We start from the raw sequence: 17,935 nt of genomic DNA, 5'->3' as shown, positions 1-17,935 counted from the left end.
TCACGCGACAATCCGGAGGAGACGATGCTGCGACCCAAGGTCAGCCGGGCGGTTCTCGCGCTCATGTGCGCGATGTCGTTCATCTTGTATCTCGATCGCGTCAACCTGTCGGCGGCGGCCGGGCTGATCCGCGACGATCTGCATCTGAGCAATACCAACGTCGGCCTCGTGTTCGCCGCGTTCGCGTACACATACGCGCTGTGCCAGGTGATTGGCGGCTGGGTCAGCGACCGCTTCGGCGCGAAACTCACGCTCGTGACCTGCGCGAGCATCTGGATCGTCGCGACGGTCGCGACCGGTCTCGCGGGCGGGCTCGCGTCGCTGTTCGGCGCGCGGCTGCTGCTCGGCATCGGCGAAGGCGCGGCGCTGCCCGCGCAGGCGCGGGCACTGACCAACTGGTTCCCTTCGAACCGGCGCGGCTTCGTGCAAGGCCTCACGCATTCGTTCTCGCGGCTCGGCAATGCGATCACGCCTCCGCTGATCGCGCTGCTGGTCGCGTATTCGTCGTGGCGTGTGTCGTTTCTCGCGGTCGGCGCGCTGACCTTCGTGTGGGTCGTGGTCTACGCATGGTATTTCACCGACGACCCGCGCAAGCATCGCCATATGACCGCGGAGCAGGAATCGACATTGCCGCCGGTCCGTCAATCCGCGGTCGAAGCGACGCGTGAGCCGACGCCGTGGCGGCGTCTGCTGAAGCGCATCGCACCGACGATGCTCGTCTACTTCTGCTACGGCTGGACCGGCTGGCTGTTCTTCACATGGCTGCCCACGTTCTTCATGCACGGCCGCGGCCTCGATCTGAAAAGCTCGGCGATGTTCTCCGCGGGCGTGTTTCTGTCCGGCGTGGTCGGCAATACCGCGGGCGGTGTGCTGAGCGACCGCGTGCTCAAGCGCACGCGCAACGTCGTCGCGGCGCGCCGCAACGTGATCATCTGCGCGTTTCTGGGCGCGTTGGTGTTCCTCGCGCCGGTGATGGTCGTGAAGTCGCTGCCGGTCATGACCGCGTGCATGAGCCTGTCGTTCTTCTTCCTCGAAATGACGATCGGGCCGATCTGGGCCGTGCCGATGGACATTACGCCGCGGCACGTCGGGGTCGCGAGCGGGCTCGTGAATGCGGGTTCAGCCATCGCGGGGATTTTCACGCCGATCGTGTTCGGTCTGATCGTGGACCGCACGGGCAGCTGGACGCTGCCGTTCGCGGGCTCGCTCGGCCTGCTCGCGCTCGGCATCGTCGCGACGTTCTTCATGCGGCCGGACATTCCGCTCGACGCGGCCGGCGCTCATACGGACACGAATGCGAGCGGCGAATTGCGCTTCGCCGACAACCTCACGCCGCGCGAATCGAATCGATGACCCGCTGCATCGCTGGGGTGACCCGCGGGTTCCTGCGCGGAATCAGCCCACCGTGCAGGCGCGCTGGCTCGATGCCGAACAGCGCGACGCAGAAAGCGTTCGACATCGTCACGCGCATGGCGGCGCAGCGCGTGAGCTAACGCTTTATCGTTTCTTGCGCGGCCCCGTCGATGCGCGCACCACGAGCTCGGGCGGCGGCCCGAGCACCATCGTCGGCTGCCGCTCCGGCGTCTGGATCAAACGGATCAGACTCTCGATCGACAACTGCGCGACAGCCGCGGTTTGAATCGCTACCGTCGTCAGCGCGGGATGCACCTGATGCGCGAGTTGAATGTCGGTGATGCCGATCACCGACACGTCGTCGGGCACCGAGCGGCCGAGCGTGATCAACGCCTGTATCGCGCCGATCGCGAGCAGGTCGTTGGTCGCGAAGATCGCGCTCAGTTGCGGACGGTTCGCCATCAGCTCCATGCAGGCGGCGAAGCCGGCGTCGATCGAATCGCGAATCTGCAGCACCGCGGCCGCGTCGGCTTCGATGCCGGACGCGCGCATCGCGGCGCGAAACCCGTTCGAGCGCGCGTCCTGCAAACCGCCGCAGCCGTCTCCGATCAGCAAGCCAACCTCGCGATGGCCGAGTCCGAGTAGATGCCGCGCGGCAAGCTCGCCCGCGCGCGCGAAGTCGACCGCGATGCACGGTAGCGCGGGCGGCGACTCGGGGTGCTCCCACATGGCGAGCAGAATCGGCGCGCTATGCGTCGCCGAAGCGCACAGGTCGTTGATCGTGATGTCCGTGTTCATCACGAGCACGCCGTCGGCGAGCGTGCCGGCAATCTGGTTCAGATACGCGCGGCCGATCTCGGCATCGTCGTCGGTATTGCAGACCATCAGGAAATGGCCGGTCTTGCGCGCCGCGCGCTCGGCGGCGAGCACGAACTCCGGGTAAAACGGGTTCGAGATGTTCGACAGCATGAGCGCGAGCGTCGACGAACGCCCTTCGGCAAGCGCGCGCGCATTCAGGTTCGGCCGATAGCCGAGCTCGGCGATGGCCTGCAATACGCGCTCAGCCGTTTCAGGGCGGACTTTCTCGCGATTGCGAAGCACGTTGGAGACGGTGGCGGCGGTAACCTGCGCGCGTTTCGCGACTTCGGACAGCGTGACCATGTTGGCTTATCCCAGATTTAGGGAGGACACTTCAAATGTTGCAAACGGTCTGCGACATTGCTAACTTTCTCGAAAACCCAACGGAGACACCCGCCATGACTTTTTCCGTCGCACTCGAATTTAAGCGATTAAATGCCGTCGGCACAAGGCCCCGGCGTTTTATTTCGACGAAAATTTAAGCGGTTAAATCAACGCGGAGACAGCATGGCGACGATTCATTTGAGCGATGTGCAAAAAGCCTACGGCGACCATCCGCCGGTGATCCGGCGCGTGAATCTGGAAATTGCGCAGCACGAGTTCTGCGTGTTTCTGGGCCCCTCGGGCTGCGGCAAGTCGACCTTGCTACGGATGATCGCCGGTCTCGAAGACCTCAGCGAAGGCGAACTGCATATCGGCGGGCGACTCGTCAACGACGTGCCGGCTGCGGAACGCGGCGTCGCGATGGTGTTCCAGAGCTACGCGCTGTTTCCGCACATGACCGTATTCGACAACATGGCGTTCGGATTGAAGCTCGCCAAACAGCCGAAGGACGTGATCGAGCGCAAGGTGCGCGAAGCCGCGCGGATTCTGCAACTGGAGGGCCTGCTCGAGCGGCATCCGAAAGCGCTGTCGGGCGGGCAGCGGCAGCGCGTCGCGATCGGCCGTGCGATCGTTCGCGAGCCGGGCGTGTTTCTGTTCGACGAGCCGCTATCGAATCTCGATGCGGCGCTGCGCGGCCAGACACGCGTCGAGATCGCGCGTCTGCATCAGCGCTTCGCGAGCGCGAGCGTCGTCTACGTGACGCACGACCAGGTCGAAGCGATGACGCTCGCCGATCGCATCGTGCTGCTGCATGCGGGCGCGGATGCCGAGTGCTTCGGCAGCATCGCGCAGAGCGGTGCGCCGCTCGAACTGTATCACCACCCGAAGTCGCGCTTCGTCGCGGGCTTTATCGGCTCGCCGCGCATGAACTTCATCGATGCGGCTGTCGAATCGATCGAGCCGGGGCGCGTGACGGTGTCGTTTGCGGCGGGCGTGGGAAAGCTGGTCGCGCACGTCGATGGCGAACGGCTGCAACGCGGCCAGCGCGTCACGCTTGGCGTGCGTCCCGAGCATCTGCGGCTCGACGGCGACGAGCAGTTTATTCCGTGCTCGATCGTTCTGTCGGAACGGCTCGGCGAGCACAGCTATATTCACGCGGACCATGCGAGCGGCACGCTGATCGCGAAGGCGCCCGGCGATACGCCGCTCGGCGCGGGCGAGCGCATCCGCGTGCGGGTTCCGCCCGCTGCTTGTCATCTGTTCGACGAACAGGGACTCGCGCTGCGGCGTAGCACGTTCGAACCGGAACGCGCGGCCGCCTGATCGATCGACGACGGCGGACCTGCATCGATGGTTCGCCAGACTGAATTCCGCCATAGAGCGGGTTACATCGCCGGCCACGTTGCGTAGCCGGTCAACAAGGTAGACAAGGAGACATAGATGATCGCTCTTCGCCTTCGCCGTTTTGCACAGGTGTCGATCGCCGCCGCCGTGGTGGCCGGCGCGCTCGGCGGCGCCGCAGTCGACGCGGCCACGCTGAACGTCAACGTATCGGCGCGTGGTAATCAGCGCTCGACCTGGCAGGACGCATTCGACCAGTTCAAGAAAGCCAATCCCGACATCGACCTGAAAATCACCTACGTGACCGAGGAAGCGTACAAGGTGCAGATGGGCGGCTGGCTCGCCACCGATCCGCCCGACGTCGTGTCGTGGCACGATGGCGAACGGATGGCCTATTACGCGCAACGTGGTCTGCTCGAAGATCTGAGCTCCGACTGGGCGAAGAACGGCTGGTCGCAGCAATATGCGTCGGTCAAGGACGCGTCGACGTACAAGGGCAAGCAGTATGCGGCGCCGCTCGGCTATGACGCGTACGGCTTCTTCTATCGCAAGGATCTGTTCGAGAAGGCCGGCATCAAGAGCGAGCCGAAAACATGGGACGAACTGCTCGAAGCCAACAGGCAGCTGAAGGCAATCGGCGTCGCGCCGATCGCGGTGGCCGCGCGCGATAGCTGGACGCTTGCCGCCTGGTTCGACTATCTCGATCTGCGCATCAACGGCAACGAATTCCACCAGAAGCTGATGGCCGGCGAAATTCCATACACCGATCCGCGCGTGAAGAAGGTCTACACGACGTGGAAGACCCTGCTCGACAATCACGACTTCATCGAGAACGCGCTGTCGTACGACGTCGATTCGATCGGCCCGATCCTCAACAACGGCAAAGCCGCGATGATGCTGATGGGCACCTTCTTTTCGGCGAGCTTCCCGCCGTCGATTAAAGATCAGATCGGCTTTTTCCGCTTCCCGGTGATCGACGCAAATGTACCGATGGCCGAGGATGGTCCCGTCAACGTACTGCTGGTTCCGGCAAAGGCAAAGAACAAGGCGGACGCGCGCAAGCTGCTCGCGTTCATGGAGACGCCGAAGATCAACGCCGAACTTGCGAAGGGCTGGGGAACCTTGCCGTCGAACAGCCAGGCGGCGCCGCCTGAAGATGCGATTTCGAAGGTCGGCTTCCAGACGCTCGCGAACACGAAGGGCGGCATCGCGCAGTTCTACGATCGCGATATGCAAAAGGAAATGGCCGACGAAGGCATGAAGGGCATGCAGCAGTTCTACAGCGATCCGTCGCAACTCGACGGCGTGCTCGCTCATCTCGAAGCGACGCGCAAGCGCATCTACCAGAAGTAAGTCCCGCCGCGCCGGCCGCGTGTTCGCGGCCGGCTTCAGCGCCCAGATTCCGCCTTCGATTTCCGACGAGGCCGTTCCATGTCTCATACCGCAGCGCGCCGCCTGCCCGCGGCGCGGCACCGTCGCGTCTCGACGACGCGCCGTCATCAGCATCGCGCCGCATTTTTCTTTCTGCTGCCGGGCTGCGCATTGTTCACGCTGTGCGTGATCTATCCGATCATCAGCAGCATTTCGCTGAGCTTCTACAACTGGGACGGCATGACGCCGAAGACCTTCGCGGGTCTCGCCAATTACGTCGAGCTGTTTCAGTCCGACACGTTTTATACGGCGCTAAAGAACAACCTGATCTGGCTTGCGCTGTTTCTGCTCGCGCCGCCTCTGGGTCTGCTGTTCGCGCTGTATCTGAACCAGCACGTGCGCGGCATGCGTGTCGTGAAGTCGCTGTTTTTCGCACCGTTCGTGCTGTCGGGCGTCGTGGTGGGTCTCGTGTTCAGCTGGTTCTACGACCCGACGTTCGGGCTGCTGCGGTTGATCGTCGGTCGTGGCATTCCGGTGCTCGGCGATCCTCACACGGTCACGTTCGGCATCATCTTCGCCGCGCTGTGGCCGCAGACGCCGTTCTGCATGGTGCTGTATCTGACCGGGCTTACCGGTATCAATCCCGAAGTGGTCGAGGCCGCGCGCATGGAAGGCGCGCAAGGGCTGCGTCTGCTGTGGCACGTGATACTGCCGCAATTGCGGCCCGCCACCTTCATGGCGGTAGTGCTGACCGTGATCGGCGCATTGCGCAGCTTCGATCTGATCGCCGTGATGAGCGGCGGCGGTCCGTTCGACAGCTCTACCGTGCTCGCCTACTTCATGTACGACCAGGCGATCAAATACTACCGCGAAGGCTATTCCGCCGCGATTGCGGTCGTGCTGTTCGCGATCATGCTCGTCTATATCGTGTTCCATCTGCGCCGCATGCTGCGCGAGGAACGCTGATTCCCTGAACCTCAGGAGTACAAGGTCATGTATCCGCTTCCCGTCGAACGCTGGAAACCGCTGAATCGCACGCTTTACAAGGCCTCGCTGCCGCTTGCGCTGTTTATCTGGCTGCTGCCGATGCTCGCCGTGCTGCTGACGTCGATCCGCTCGACCGACGAGTTGTCGCAGGGCGACTACTGGACGTGGCCGAAACATTTCGCGCTACTGGAAAACTACGGCACCGCGCTCACGCAAACGGCGATGCTGCATTACTTCGCCAATAGCGTGCTGATCACGGTGCCGTCTGTAGTCGGCGCGATCGTGCTGGCGTCGATGGCGGGCTTCGCGTTGGCGACGTACCGCTTTCCGGGCAACACGGCCGTGCTGTTCGCGTTCGTCGCCGGCAATTTCGTGCCGATCCAGATCCTGATGATTCCGGTGCGCGACATGGCGCTGAAGTTCGGCCTGTTCAACACCGTGTGGGCGCTGGTGATCTTTCATGTGTCGTTCCAGACCGGCTTTTGCACCTTGTTTTTACGCAACTTCATCAAGCAGCTGCCGTTCGAGATGATCGAGGCCGCGCGCGTCGAAGGCGCGAGCGAGTGGACGATCTACTTGCGTATCGTGCTGCCGCTGATCCGCCCGGCGCTCGCCGCGCTCGCGATCCTCGTGTTCACGTTCGTGTGGAACGACTACTTCTGGGCGCTGTGCCTCACGCAAGGCGACGACGCCGCGCCGATCACAGTGGGCGTCGCCGCGCTGAAAGGACAATGGACGACCGCGTGGAACCTGGTCGCGGCGGGCTCGGTGTTGGCCGCATTGCCTTCGGTGCTGATGTTCTTTGGGATGCAGAGACACTTCGTCGCCGGACTGACCTTCGGGGCGAGCAAGGGATAAACGGCGCTTGATACACGATTGAAACGACGGCTCGACGTCAACTCACCACGAGACTTTCACATGCAACTTGGTGTCTGCTACTACCCGGAACAATGGCCGCGCGCGATGTGGGCCGACGACGCGCAACGTATGGTCGAACTCGGCATCACGCATGTGCGGATCGCCGAATTCGCGTGGAGCCGCATGGAGCCGCGCGCCGGCGAATACGACTGGCAATGGCTCGACGAAGCGATCGAAACGCTCGCGAAAGCGGGCCTCAAACTCGTGCTCGGCACGCCGACCGCGTCGCCGCCGAAGTGGCTCGTCGACGCGCATCCGGACGCGTTGCCGGTGCGCCCGGACGGCACGCGCTGGAATTTCGGCTCCCGGCGTCACTACGACATTTCGAGCGACACGTACCGGCGCGAATGCGTGCGCATCGTCACCGCGATGGCAAAGCGCTATGGACGGCATCCGTCGATCGTCGCATGGCAGACCGATAACGAACTCGGCTGCCACGACACGGTGCCGAGCTATTCGGCCGCGGCGTTGCAGCGCTTTCACGCGTGGCTTGCGCGGCGCTACGGAGCGATCGGCGCGTTGAACGACGCGTGGGGCAATGTGTTCTGGAGCATGGAGTACCCGTCGTTCGACGCGATCGGCCTGCCGACGCTGACACCCACCGACGCGAATCCGATCCATCTGCTCGAGTTCCGCCGCTTCATGTCCGACGAGGTGGCGAGCTTCCATCGCGAGCAGATCGACGTGCTGCGCGAGCATGCGCCGAACGCGGATCTGTTGCACAACTTCATGGGCTTTTTCACGACCTTCGATCACTATCGTTTCGCCGCCGACAACGCGATCGACGTCGCCGCATGGGACAGCTATCCGATCGCGCGCACCGAATCGATCGCGTTGCCGCAGGAGCAGAAGGCGCGCTTCGCGCGCACCGGGCATCCCGACGTATCGGCGTTCGATCACGACCGCTATCGGGGCGTTGGCGGCGGTCGTTTCTGGGTGATGGAGCAGCAGGCCGGTCCGGTGAACTGGGCGGCGTGGAATCCGGTGCCCGCGCCGGGCATGGTGCGGCTGTGGGCATACGAGGCGTTCGCGCATGGCGCGGAGCTGGTGTCGTACTTCCGGTGGCGCCAGTGCCCGTACGCGCAGGAGCAGATGCATTCCGGGCTCAATCTGCCCAACAACGAACTGTCGCCGGGTGGTCTGGAGGTACAACGGGTCGCGCGTGAAATCGCGGGCAGTACGGTCCTGTCGACGCTCGCCGCGCCCGCGCACGCGGCTACCGCGCTGGTATTCGACTACGACACGCAGTGGATGTTCGAAATCCAGCGCCACGGCAAGGGCTTCGACTATCAGACGCTCGCGTTCGACTACTACGAGTCGCTGCGCGAACTCGGACTCGATGTCGATATCGTGTCGAGCCGCGCCGATCTGTCGGGCTACCAGCTAGTCGTCGTGCCGAGTCTTGCGGTGATCGACGCCGCGCTCGTCGAGCAGATCGCGCGTTCGAACGCGCAATGGGTGTTCGGCCCGCGCAGCGGCTCGAAAACCGACGCGTTCGCGATTCCCGGCAATCTGCCGCCCGGTGCGTTGCAGCGCGTGCTGCCGATCCAGGTGCTCGAAGTCGAAACGCTGCGGCCGACGCTTGCGCCCGCGCTGTCGATCGATGGCACAGAGGGCCACGCGCTGCACTGGCGCGAGCATGTGCGCGCCAATGGCGAGGCACGCGTCGCCGCTCGCTTCAACGATGCGTGGCCCGCGTTGCTGACGCACGGCAATGTGCGCTATGTGGCCGGCTGGCTGTCGCATGAACTGCATCGCGCGGTGTTGCGGCAGGCGGGGCACGATGCCGGGCTAGCTACGCTGGTGCTGGCCGACGGGCTGCGGCTTCGCCGCCGCGGCGGCCTGACCTTCGCATTCAATTTCGGCGCGCAACCGGTGCAGGCGCCTGCGCCGCGCAATGCGACGTTCGTGCTCGGCGAGCCGCGCCTGAATACCGGCGACGTTTGCGTGTGGAAAGACGCGTGACGCGGCATGGTTTTCACATCAGGAACTCAACCAGGGAGGAAGCGGTAGCAGCAGCCTGAAAACTCGCAGTTCAAAGCTCGTAGGTTGCAACACGGACGCATCAAACCAGGACCAGGCGGCCCGCAAAGAGCCGCCATTTAATCGATGGAGGATGACGGATGAACCGAAGAGAAATGCTGGGATGGCTGGCGGGCGCCGCTGCAGCGGCGGGGGTCGGTGCGACGCTCGGCGCGCCCGCAGTTGCGGCCGAGCAAGGTGGGGCGCCCGGCAACGCCACGGCGCAGGACGCCGCCGCGCGCGCGAGCCGCTTCGCGATGGGCGCGGATGTCTCGACGTTGCTCGAACTCGAAGCGAACGGCGCGAAGTACTACGAGCATGGCGAGGCGCACGACTGCCTGCAGATTCTGAAGCGTCACTGCGTCGATTCGATCCGTATCAAGGTGTGGAATGACCCCGGCAATCCTGACTTCTTTCCGGCCAATCAGAGTCCCGCGGCCGGCTGGAACGATGCCGGGCACGTGCGCATGCTCGCGCGCCGCGCCGCCGCGCTCGGCCTGCGCATTCTGATCGACTTCCACTACAGCGACTGGTGGGCCGATCCGGGCAAGCAGTACCCGCCGCACGACTGGGCCGGCAAGGACATCACCGAGACCTGCGCGCTGCTGTCGGCGTATACATCGAATGTGTTGCAGATGCTTGAGCGCGACGGCGTGCATCCCGAGTGGGTGCAGATCGGCAACGAGATCACCGGCGGCATGCTGTGGCCGCTCGGCAAGTACGATCAGCTCGATAACCTCGCGGCGCTGTTGAAGGCAGGGCACGACGCGGTCAAATCCGTCGACGGGCGCATCAAGGTGATGCTGCATATCGACAGCGGCGGCAACAACGCGACGAGCCGCTGGTGGTTCGACAGCATGACGCAGCGTGGCGTCACGTTCGACGTGATCGGCCTGTCGTACTACCCGCAATGGCAAGGCTCGTTCAGCGACCTGCAGGGCAACGTGAACGACCTTGCGACACGCTACGACAAGGATGTGATCGTCGTCGAGACCGCGTATCCGTGGACGACCAGCGACGGCGATTCGGAACCGGACTCGATGACCAACGTCGGCACTTCGCCGTACCCGCAGACGCCCGCCGGCCAGGCGCAGTTTCTCGGCGCGGTGACCGACATCGTGAATGCGATCCCCGACGGCCACGGCAAGGGCGTGTTCTGGTGGGAGCCCGAGTGGATTCCGACGCCGAACGTCGGCTGGAAAGTCGGCGCCGGCGATCAGTGGGACAACAACACGCTGTTCGATTTCCACGGCAATGCGTTGTCGTCGCTGGATGCGTTCCGCCGGCGCTAGCGCACGTCGGCGTTACTGTGCCGGCGCAGCCTGCCCCTTGTGCCGGTTCACGCACTCCGACGTGATCGCCATGCTCGCCTGATCGGGCGTCATGTGCGGCGCGTCGGGGCTGTAGATCTTTTCGATGATCGCGTCGACGGCCGCGCGATCGGACGGGTCCTTGTAATAGCGGGCGGCCTGCTCGAGCGCCTGAGCTTTGGTCTTCTTGTGGGCGCGCCACGACGCGACCTGGCCGGCGATGTCACCGAGCGCGAAACATTGATCGCTGACGCTCTGCGCGACGGCCTGAGCGGCCGGCAGCGCGACGCACAGCGCGACGAGCGCGGGTACGACTACGCGTTTCATTACCGGAATCCTGAGATGAGACGGCGGCGGCGCGGAAGCGGCGGTGGCCGCGGTGCCGGGCTGCGCGCCTGTGAATAGCTGCGTAGTGTATCGGGAAGCGGCGCGCGGTGCATTTTGCTGCCGTGGATCACAATGCCGCAGCCACCAAAACAAAAAGCCGCCCTGCGAATCGCAGGGCGGCTTCCGATCACCACTCGATCGAACCGTTGTCGGTCCGTTGGCGCGCATGCGTCATCGTACGCTCAATGCCCGAACGACTCCGTCTTCGACGCGCCCACTCCCGCCGCCTGCGGCCGTGCCGCCTGCTTGATCAGCAGTGCGACGCACGACACCAGACCCGCCACCGCGATCGTCGCGAAGATGCCGCCGAACGAGAAGTGGCGGCGCGCCAGCTCGGCTACGAGGAACGAACCCGCAATGCCGCCGAAGCGACCGACGCCAAGCATCCACGCGACGCCCGTGCCGCGGCCCGCGGTCGGGTAGAACGCGGCGGCGAGCGCCGGCATCGACGACTGCGCCGTGTTCATTAGCACGCCGGCGATGAACACGATCAGCACGAGCGCGCCCACGTTGCCGGCGGCCTGCCCGATGAAGTACACGCTGATGGCGGTCAGCGCATAGCACACCGCGATGACGCGGTTCGCGTTGAAGCGGTCCATCAGCACGCCGGCCAGTACTGCGCCGACGCCGCCGAGCGGGAACAGCGCGGAGATCAGCGTCGCGCGTTGCGGCGTGAGACCGGCGTCCTTCAGCAGAATCGGCATCCAGTTGATCGACGCATAGAAGATCACGAGGCCCATGAAGTACGCGAGCCAGAGCATCACCGAACCGACGATGTACGAGCGCGACAGCACGACGCCGAGTCCCTTGCCGCCGGTTTGCGGCGCGGTTTCGGTCATCGTGAACGCGCTGGCCTGCACAGCGTCGCCGGAAATGCGCGCGAGGGCCGCGCGAATCCGTTCGGCCGGCTTGTTATTCGCGACCATGTAGCGGACCGACTCCGGCATCCTGGCGAGCACCAGCAGCAACAGCAGCAACGGCGTGACGCCGCCGAGGATCAGCACGCTGCGCCAGCCCAGATGCGGAATGATCCACGCGGCGAGGAAACCGCCGAACGCGGCGCCGAGCGGAAAGCCGCAGAACATCAGGTTGATCACGGTGGCGCGACGGTTGTCCGGGCTGTACTCGCCCATCATCGTGACCGCGTTCGGCATCGCGGCGCCGAGGCCGACGCCGGTGACGAAGCGCAGCACGGTCAGTTGCTCGATGCCGGTCGAGAACGCCGACGCGAGGCAGGCGGTGCCGAACAGCAGCACCGAGCCGACCAGCATCGAGCGACGTCCGAGGCGGTCGGACAGTGGACCCGAGCCGAGCGCGCCGCACGCGAGGCCGAACAGCGCGGCGCTCAGCACCGGCGCGAGCGCGGGCTTGCCGATGCCCCATTCGGTGATCAGCGAAGGCGCGATGAAGCCGATTGCAGCAGTGTCAAAACCGTCCAGCAGGACGATGACGAAGCACATGAAAAAAATCAGCCACTGGAACGGCGAAAACGGATGCTCGTTGATGAAGGTTTGAACGTTCACAGCGGGGCTGCGGTTCATGATGGTCTCCTGACAGCGAAAGGCCCGACACGACGAGCTATTCTTCTTTAAGACTGTACGCCTCTGGCAGCGGCGCACGATGCCTGCGCGGGGTCAACTGGCCGTGCTTCGGCAATGAATCATACCCGCACGGATCGGCTTGACGAAACCGCGCCGGACGACGAAGTTTTGTTCGTATAGGGAACGACGATTCTTTATGCGAACGCGCGACACTGTAAGGAATGAAATCGTTCGGGTCAACGGGGGAATACCCGAGCCACGCGATGGCGGGCGGGAGCCGGCGGATGCGCCGCAGGTGTCGGCTGTGGCGAAGCTGAACAACCTGCTGGGGCTCATGATCCGATGCACTGAAAATGAGATAGGCAGAGCAATTGTGAATATCTGTCAAAACGGTTTTATCTCGAATTAAAGTCGTTGACCGTGTCGCGTTTTAGATGGTTAATTCGTCGGACGTTTTCTGGAAAATCAGAAGAGGTCAAATGGGACAACAGAAACAGGATGAAACCGCAGGCAAGGAAGAATGCCTGCTTTGCCGTATCACCTATTCCATCTACTCAAACTTCCCGCCAATGCCGTCCTCAATGGCGCTGAACGCCGAAACCGGCGAATGGTTTCCGTTCGATACGCTGAAGTCGTATTCAACGAACGACATGGCACTCGCACACGCGGGGCCGTGGCTGGTTGATCCGAAGACGGCGCGCGACCATCTTGCGGACCTGGGCGAACTCGAACAGGCCCGCCCTGGCGTGATCTGGCTGATTACCTCAGAAAGCCTGGAGAGGCAGGCCGCAAAGCTGCGCCCGCACCTGGATACCGGAATCCCGAAAGGACGATCCGCCCTGCTGCGCTTCAGGGACCCCAGGGTGTTGCATGCGCTCAATGCGGTATGCCACGGCAAGCGCGAGCACGAGCTTTTCAGGGCTGCCGAAGCGTGGCAATACCTCAACGAAGGACAACGATTCACCATCAACGACAATGGAATTTACTGAAGGGCAATGGGCGCTCCTGAAAGCCTACGAAGACCGCAACTATGTGGATTTTATCCGTGGTCATATCGTGCGCGATTATCCCGCGCTGGGCAATGATCCGACCTTGCGCGACCGGCTTAATGCGGCCTTCGCGCGAACCAAGGTACTCCGCTTTACGCATGACGTGCCGATAGTCGATTTCCTGTATGTGGAAGCAACTACGCCCGGGTTTTACAGGATTCCGGCGGTCGCAGCATGGCTGCACAAATCAGGCGTTCCGGGTGACCAGCGATTCGAAATGTTGATGCAGGCAACGGGTAAAAGACAACAGGAAATGAAGGAGAAACGCTGATGGGTATTCCATTCCCGGCGACGCTCGGAAACGCAGCAAACGCAATGGCGCAGGCAATGCCTATGCCTGTTCCGGTTTCCAGCGCCGCACCGTCTGCTGGTCCTGCGGGTAGCAGCGGCACTGGCGCGGATTCAGACGGCGGATGGGGCGAGCTCCCGCGTGACCGGACGCGCGAACGCGAAAGGCCGTGCAAGTGCCCGCCCGAGAAAGGCGGTAAAAAGGTAGAAAGGAACCACAGCATGAACCCTGAGCCGCGTCGCTATCAGGCCCGTATCACCGGATACGAATACGGGATAACGACTGACGGAAAAGGCCGCGAAACCAGCAAGGGCTGGAATATGGAGTGGGAATGGTTTGCCACAGACTTTGATGGATTTCAGCACTCGCAATGCCTTTTGCAGGAAGCGAAGGGAAACTATGATCAGTTCATACGGGAGGACGGGGAAGTATTGCGCTTCTTCACGGGTTTCGATTCGATGCAGGATCAGATAAAGACGCAGGGGGCGATTGTGCGCGCCAATCTTCCTGCGAAACTAATGTGGTACTTTCAGACGCCGAAGACCCGCGCTTATATGCTGCGAACGCTCGCAGCTAACGGAGTTTCCTCTATCTATCAACCGTGAGTCGGCTATGAACCTGTTTTCGCAACATCAAGACCCTGACAACATTCCCGGCCGAGATTTTTTCTTTCATATCGAACGTCTCACGCCGGTTATTGAATTGCTGGCGCGGAAGGACCGGTTGCTTGAAAGCTGGTATCTCAAAGGAGGCGATCTTAGGGAGGCGCTAAAGTATCGTGTTTATCAAGACGATCGGCCGACAAAAGAAGCAATTAATGAAGTTGCTGACCGCTATAAGAGCAAAGGTGAAGGTGCGCCAAAGACCATCGGAATTTGGAATGGCATCCAGACAGATGAAGGTGGGGCGGCATTCTCGATTTCAATCGATGGCGGTAGGCTTTTGCCCCAATCTTTTGAACTAGCTGTGGATGAAAAAAACCCGGCATCATCTCGGCTCGGCGGATGTCGATCCGTTGCCGAAGTCATTGCGAAGGTCGTTGAGATCTACGATCCGTTCTACGTGACGTTCGGCCCCCGCAAGTATTTCGAAATGCAGGTCTTCGAAGACCGCCCGGGCGTAAGCTGGATGCTCTACTTGCCGCATGCTCTCTCAGTGGCCCAGGTGCCCGAAGCGCGCGACTTAATCCCTGTCATGCGCGATGGCAAGCAGCAAGGCACGATCATCGTCAGTGTGACGGATGAAGTCTTTGATGTGAATAACCGGGAGCACGTCAAGGCGGCAAACGATATCGAAATCCGCCTCGCCGATCAGGACCTGTTGCCGCGTTTCGTTGATCTCTGAGTTCGGCTTTTTACCCCCGCTTCAGCGGGGCTTTTTCCTGCGAAAAGGCCCGGCGAGCGGGCCTTTCGCCGTTAGGCCTTGATTCCAGCGATTCGGGCTCAAGGGCGTAAGCACATGAACAGGGCCCCGCTTCGAAGGGGCTATGCCAAGGCGATCACGCAGGCAACCGGCACCACCACGACTGACCATAGCCCGCATCGCCAATGAACTCGATCCCGGTGAACATAAAGCCATTAGGTCTCTGGTTCCTGCTTTCGACCGGGAATTCGAAAGCGTCGCGGCACAGCGTTCCCGCGTAGCATTTCAAACCACGCCCAACCTACCGCCCCGCATTCAACTTGCGCCACAACGTCGTCTTGCTGATCCCCAACGCGGCGCAAGCCGCATCGCGATCACCTTCGTGAGCCGCGAGCACCGCGCGGATTTCACCGGCCTCGATATGACGGCTCCGCTCGCGCAGCGTCAGCGCCGCCGGCTTCGCGCGCGCAATGGGTTCGACGATTTCCGGCGCGAGCGCGCGCAGCATGTCGCGCGTAACGAGCGCCGCGCTCGCCTCCCTATCCGCATCGCTATCCGCGAGTTCAACCACGATCCGCTCGATCACGTTCTGCAACTCGCGCACGTTGCCCGGCCACGCATAGCGCCGCAACGCCGCGCCCAAACCTTCGAGCATGCGCGCGGCGGTATCCGCGTCGGGCACGCGCGCCGCCAGCCTCGGCTCGCGCACGGCCGCCTGGCGCAACAGTTCGGCGGCGAGCGGCAGCAGGTCGTTCGGTCGTTCACGCAGCGGCGGCAACGCGATGCTGAGAATGTTGAGCCGGTAGTACAGATCGGCGCGGAAACTGCCGGCCGCGATGCGGTCAGTCAGCGCGCGATGCGTCGCCGCGACGACGCGAATATCGACGCGCATCGGCTCCGTCGAGCCGAGCCGCACGACCTCGCGCTCCTGCAACACGCGCAACAGGCGGCTTTGCAACGGCAATGGCATCTCGCCGATCTCGTCGAGAAACAGCGTGCCGCGATGCGCGACTTCGATCAGCCCCGCCTTGCCGCCCTTGCGCGCGCCGGTGAACGCACCTTCCTCGTAGCCGAACAGTTCGCTTTCGAGCAACGCCTCCGGAAACGCGCCGCAATTGATCGCGACGAACGCAAAGTCGCGCCGCGCGCTCAGTTGATGCATGCTCTGCGCGACCATCTCCTTGCCAGTGCCGCTCTCGCCGAGAATCAGCACGGTCGCGTCCGACCTCGCATAACGCGTGACCAGCGCGCGCACCCGTTCTATCGATTCCGACGCACCGACGATATCGTCGAGCCGATAGCGCGCGGTGAATTGCTGCACGCGTTGACGCGCGCGCAGCGTGCGATCGAGCCGCTCGACCGCGCGCGATTCCTGGAACGTCAGCACGGTGCCCGGCGCCGCGCCGCTGCTCGCGAGCGGCCCGCGATGCACGACGTAGCTCGCGCCGCGCACCGTGCAGAAGCTGTCGCCGTTCGCGTCGGGCAGACTGCCCGCGAGATCGGGTGCGAGTTCGAGCAGCGCGCGGCCGACGGCCTTTGCGGCATCGATACCGAGCACGCCCGCGAGCCGCTGGTTCATCAGTTCGACGCGGCCTTGCGCATCGAGCGCGACCACGCCGTCGCGCAGATGCTGCAGCAGCGTGTCGAGCCGCTGACGTCGCACGGTTTCGCGGCGCGTCGCCTGCGCGACTTCCAGCGCGGTGTCGAAGCCAGCCCGCACCGACGCGTGCGAGTACAGAAATACCGCGCCCATGCCCGCGTTCGCGGCGAGGTCGGTGACGAGGCCCGGGCCCACCACCACGTCGATGCCGCGATCGCTGAGATCGAGCACGACGCTCTCGGCGTCCTGCGCCGACTGATACGACGCGAGCGTGACGTCGAGCGCGTACGCGGCGGTGAAGCGGCGCACTTCGTCGGGCGTGTCGCCGTGCGTGACGAGCGCGACGCGCGCGCCTTCGCGACGCGCGCGGGCGAGCGCATGCATCACGTCGTAGCCGGTCGGGCTGATCCGCACGACCGGCACCGACACGCGCGTTTTCAGATATGCGCCGTTCGAGCCGCCCGCGAGCACCACGTCAGGCCGCGCGGCGCCCGCGCCTTCGATTTCGCGCACCGCGTCTTCGAAGGCGTGCGACACGATGCGAACATCCGCGTGTTCCACATATTCGCCGGCGATGTCGAGGTACAGATCGCGCAGGCGGCTGATGCTCAGCGCCCAAACGCGCGGACGCTGCGGCGGTTCGTAAAGAGGCGTGCTCAAGGTGGGCGGCTCGCGGCGGGGTAGGTTGGGATCTCCATTATGCGAGCATTCATTGCCGATTTGAAATTCGCAATTTCATTAATGAAATCGAGCGAGCGGCGCGTTCACGTGATTGTTTGACGAGACTAGCGTCAAATCAGGCACTTAGCCGGCGGTCCGCAGGCTGGCCCGTTCCTTGCATACAAGGTGGCCCAATCGAAGCTGTGACCCAATTTCCCACCCTTTCTGGAGACAATCGATGAGCGAAGCAGACAACAGCACGCCGAACGCAGGTGCATTCAAGCCGAAAAAATCCGTCGCGCTGTCCGGCGTGACCGCGGGCAACACCGCGCTGTGCACGGTCGGCAAGACCGGCAACGATCTGCACTATCGCGGCTACGACATTCTCGATATCGCCGGCGCATGCGAATTCGAAGAAGTCGCCTATCTGCTGGTCCACGGCAAGCTGCCGACGCCGGCCGAGCTGAGCGCGTACAAGACGAAGCTGAAGTCGATGCGCGGCCTGCCCGCCAACGTGAAGGCCGCGCTCGAATGGATTCCGGCCGCCGCGCATCCGATGGACG

At 63.3% G+C, this 17,935-nt stretch carries 17 protein-coding genes; 12 read left to right on the top strand and 5 right to left on the bottom strand.

The features are described from left to right. Positions 1-24: 24 nt before the first annotated feature. A complete protein-coding gene (locus F6X42_RS05530) occupies positions 25-1,353 on the top strand; it encodes an MFS transporter (protein ID WP_187633240.1) in 1,329 nt (442 codons plus the stop codon). Here F6X42_RS05530 and F6X42_RS05525 read toward each other — a convergent pair. Beyond that, positions 1,328-1,471 carry a hypothetical protein gene (locus tag F6X42_RS05525; protein ID WP_187633239.1) on the bottom strand — a complete coding sequence of 48 codons (144 nt, stop codon included), beginning with the start codon at positions 1,469-1,471 and terminating at the stop codon, positions 1,328-1,330. The genes F6X42_RS05530 and F6X42_RS05525 overlap by 26 nt on opposite strands. Positions 1,472-1,497: 26 nt before the next feature. After that, on the bottom strand, positions 1,498-2,514 hold the full coding sequence (locus F6X42_RS05520; RefSeq protein WP_187633238.1) for a LacI family DNA-binding transcriptional regulator: 1,017 nt from the start codon (positions 2,512-2,514) through the stop codon (positions 1,498-1,500). Positions 2,515-2,718: 204 nt separating this feature from the next. Here F6X42_RS05520 and F6X42_RS05515 point away from each other — a divergent pair, with 204 nt between their 5' ends. The 6 genes from F6X42_RS05515 (at position 2,719) to F6X42_RS05490 (ending at position 10,466) form a co-directional block, all read left to right on the top strand. After that, positions 2,719-3,858: an ABC transporter ATP-binding protein gene (locus F6X42_RS05515; RefSeq protein ID WP_187633237.1), complete on the top strand. Its 1,140-nt coding sequence runs from the start codon at positions 2,719-2,721 to the stop codon at positions 3,856-3,858. A gap of 117 nt (positions 3,859-3,975) precedes the next feature. After that, on the top strand, positions 3,976-5,229 hold the full coding sequence (locus F6X42_RS05510) for an ABC transporter substrate-binding protein (protein ID WP_187633236.1): 1,254 nt from the start codon (positions 3,976-3,978) through the stop codon (positions 5,227-5,229). A 78-nt stretch (positions 5,230-5,307) separates the two neighbouring features. Next, positions 5,308-6,213 carry a carbohydrate ABC transporter permease gene (locus F6X42_RS05505; protein ID WP_187633235.1) on the top strand — a complete coding sequence of 302 codons (906 nt, stop codon included), beginning with the start codon at positions 5,308-5,310 and terminating at the stop codon, positions 6,211-6,213. A gap of 27 nt (positions 6,214-6,240) precedes the next feature. Then, positions 6,241-7,092, top strand: a complete 852-nt coding sequence (locus F6X42_RS05500) for a carbohydrate ABC transporter permease (protein WP_187633234.1) — start codon at positions 6,241-6,243, stop codon at positions 7,090-7,092. 60 nt (positions 7,093-7,152) lie between these two features. Then, positions 7,153-9,117 (top strand): beta-galactosidase, encoded by a 1,965-nt coding sequence (locus F6X42_RS05495; protein ID WP_187633233.1) that lies wholly within the window; start codon positions 7,153-7,155, stop codon positions 9,115-9,117. Between the two features lie 158 nt (positions 9,118-9,275). Further along, positions 9,276-10,466 carry a glycoside hydrolase family 53 protein gene (locus F6X42_RS05490; RefSeq protein WP_187633232.1) on the top strand — a complete coding sequence of 397 codons (1,191 nt, stop codon included), beginning with the start codon at positions 9,276-9,278 and terminating at the stop codon, positions 10,464-10,466. A gap of 12 nt (positions 10,467-10,478) precedes the next feature. Here F6X42_RS05490 and F6X42_RS05485 read toward each other — a convergent pair whose 3' ends face one another. Further along, a complete protein-coding gene (locus tag F6X42_RS05485) occupies positions 10,479-10,811 on the bottom strand; it encodes a hypothetical protein (protein WP_187633231.1) in 333 nt (110 codons plus the stop codon). Between the two features lie 242 nt (positions 10,812-11,053). Then, a complete protein-coding gene (locus F6X42_RS05480; RefSeq protein ID WP_187633230.1) occupies positions 11,054-12,412 on the bottom strand; it encodes an MFS transporter in 1,359 nt (452 codons plus the stop codon). Positions 12,413-12,891: 479 nt separating this feature from the next. Here F6X42_RS05480 and F6X42_RS05475 point away from each other — a divergent pair, with 479 nt between their 5' ends. From F6X42_RS05475 to F6X42_RS05460, 4 genes are read left to right on the top strand one after another with little or no spacing between them, the layout of a single operon-like run. Next, positions 12,892-13,401, top strand: a complete 510-nt coding sequence (locus F6X42_RS05475; protein WP_187633229.1) for a DUF4123 domain-containing protein — start codon at positions 12,892-12,894, stop codon at positions 13,399-13,401. Beyond that, positions 13,388-13,732: a hypothetical protein gene (locus tag F6X42_RS05470; protein WP_187633228.1), complete on the top strand. Its 345-nt coding sequence runs from the start codon at positions 13,388-13,390 to the stop codon at positions 13,730-13,732. Before F6X42_RS05475 ends, F6X42_RS05470 begins: the two co-directional genes overlap by 14 nt. Then, positions 13,732-14,355, top strand: a complete 624-nt coding sequence (locus tag F6X42_RS05465) for a restriction endonuclease fold toxin 5 domain-containing protein (RefSeq protein WP_187633227.1) — start codon at positions 13,732-13,734, stop codon at positions 14,353-14,355. The genes F6X42_RS05470 and F6X42_RS05465 overlap by 1 nt, the downstream gene beginning before the upstream one ends. A gap of 7 nt (positions 14,356-14,362) precedes the next feature. Then, positions 14,363-15,094, top strand: coding sequence for an immunity 52 family protein (locus tag F6X42_RS05460; protein WP_187633226.1), 732 nt, complete (start codon positions 14,363-14,365; stop codon positions 15,092-15,094). Positions 15,095-15,413: 319 nt separating this feature from the next. Here F6X42_RS05460 and prpR read toward each other — a convergent pair whose 3' ends face one another. After that, complete coding sequence (gene prpR / locus F6X42_RS05455; RefSeq protein ID WP_187633225.1) at positions 15,414-17,372, bottom strand: propionate catabolism operon regulatory protein PrpR; 1,959 nt, start codon at positions 17,370-17,372, stop codon at positions 15,414-15,416. A gap of 238 nt (positions 17,373-17,610) precedes the next feature. Here prpR and F6X42_RS05450 point away from each other — a divergent pair. Further along, the coding region (locus tag F6X42_RS05450) for a citrate/2-methylcitrate synthase (protein ID WP_281393946.1) at positions 17,611-17,935 on the top strand (325 nt) is incomplete at its 3' end.

Origin of the sequence: Paraburkholderia podalyriae, assembly GCF_014397785.1 — a bacterium.
Taxonomy (GTDB): Bacteria; Pseudomonadota; Gammaproteobacteria; order Burkholderiales; family Burkholderiaceae; genus Paraburkholderia; species Paraburkholderia podalyriae.
The sequence above is the reverse complement of the archived record's forward strand: the minus strand, read 5'-3'. Positions and strand labels throughout refer to the sequence as shown.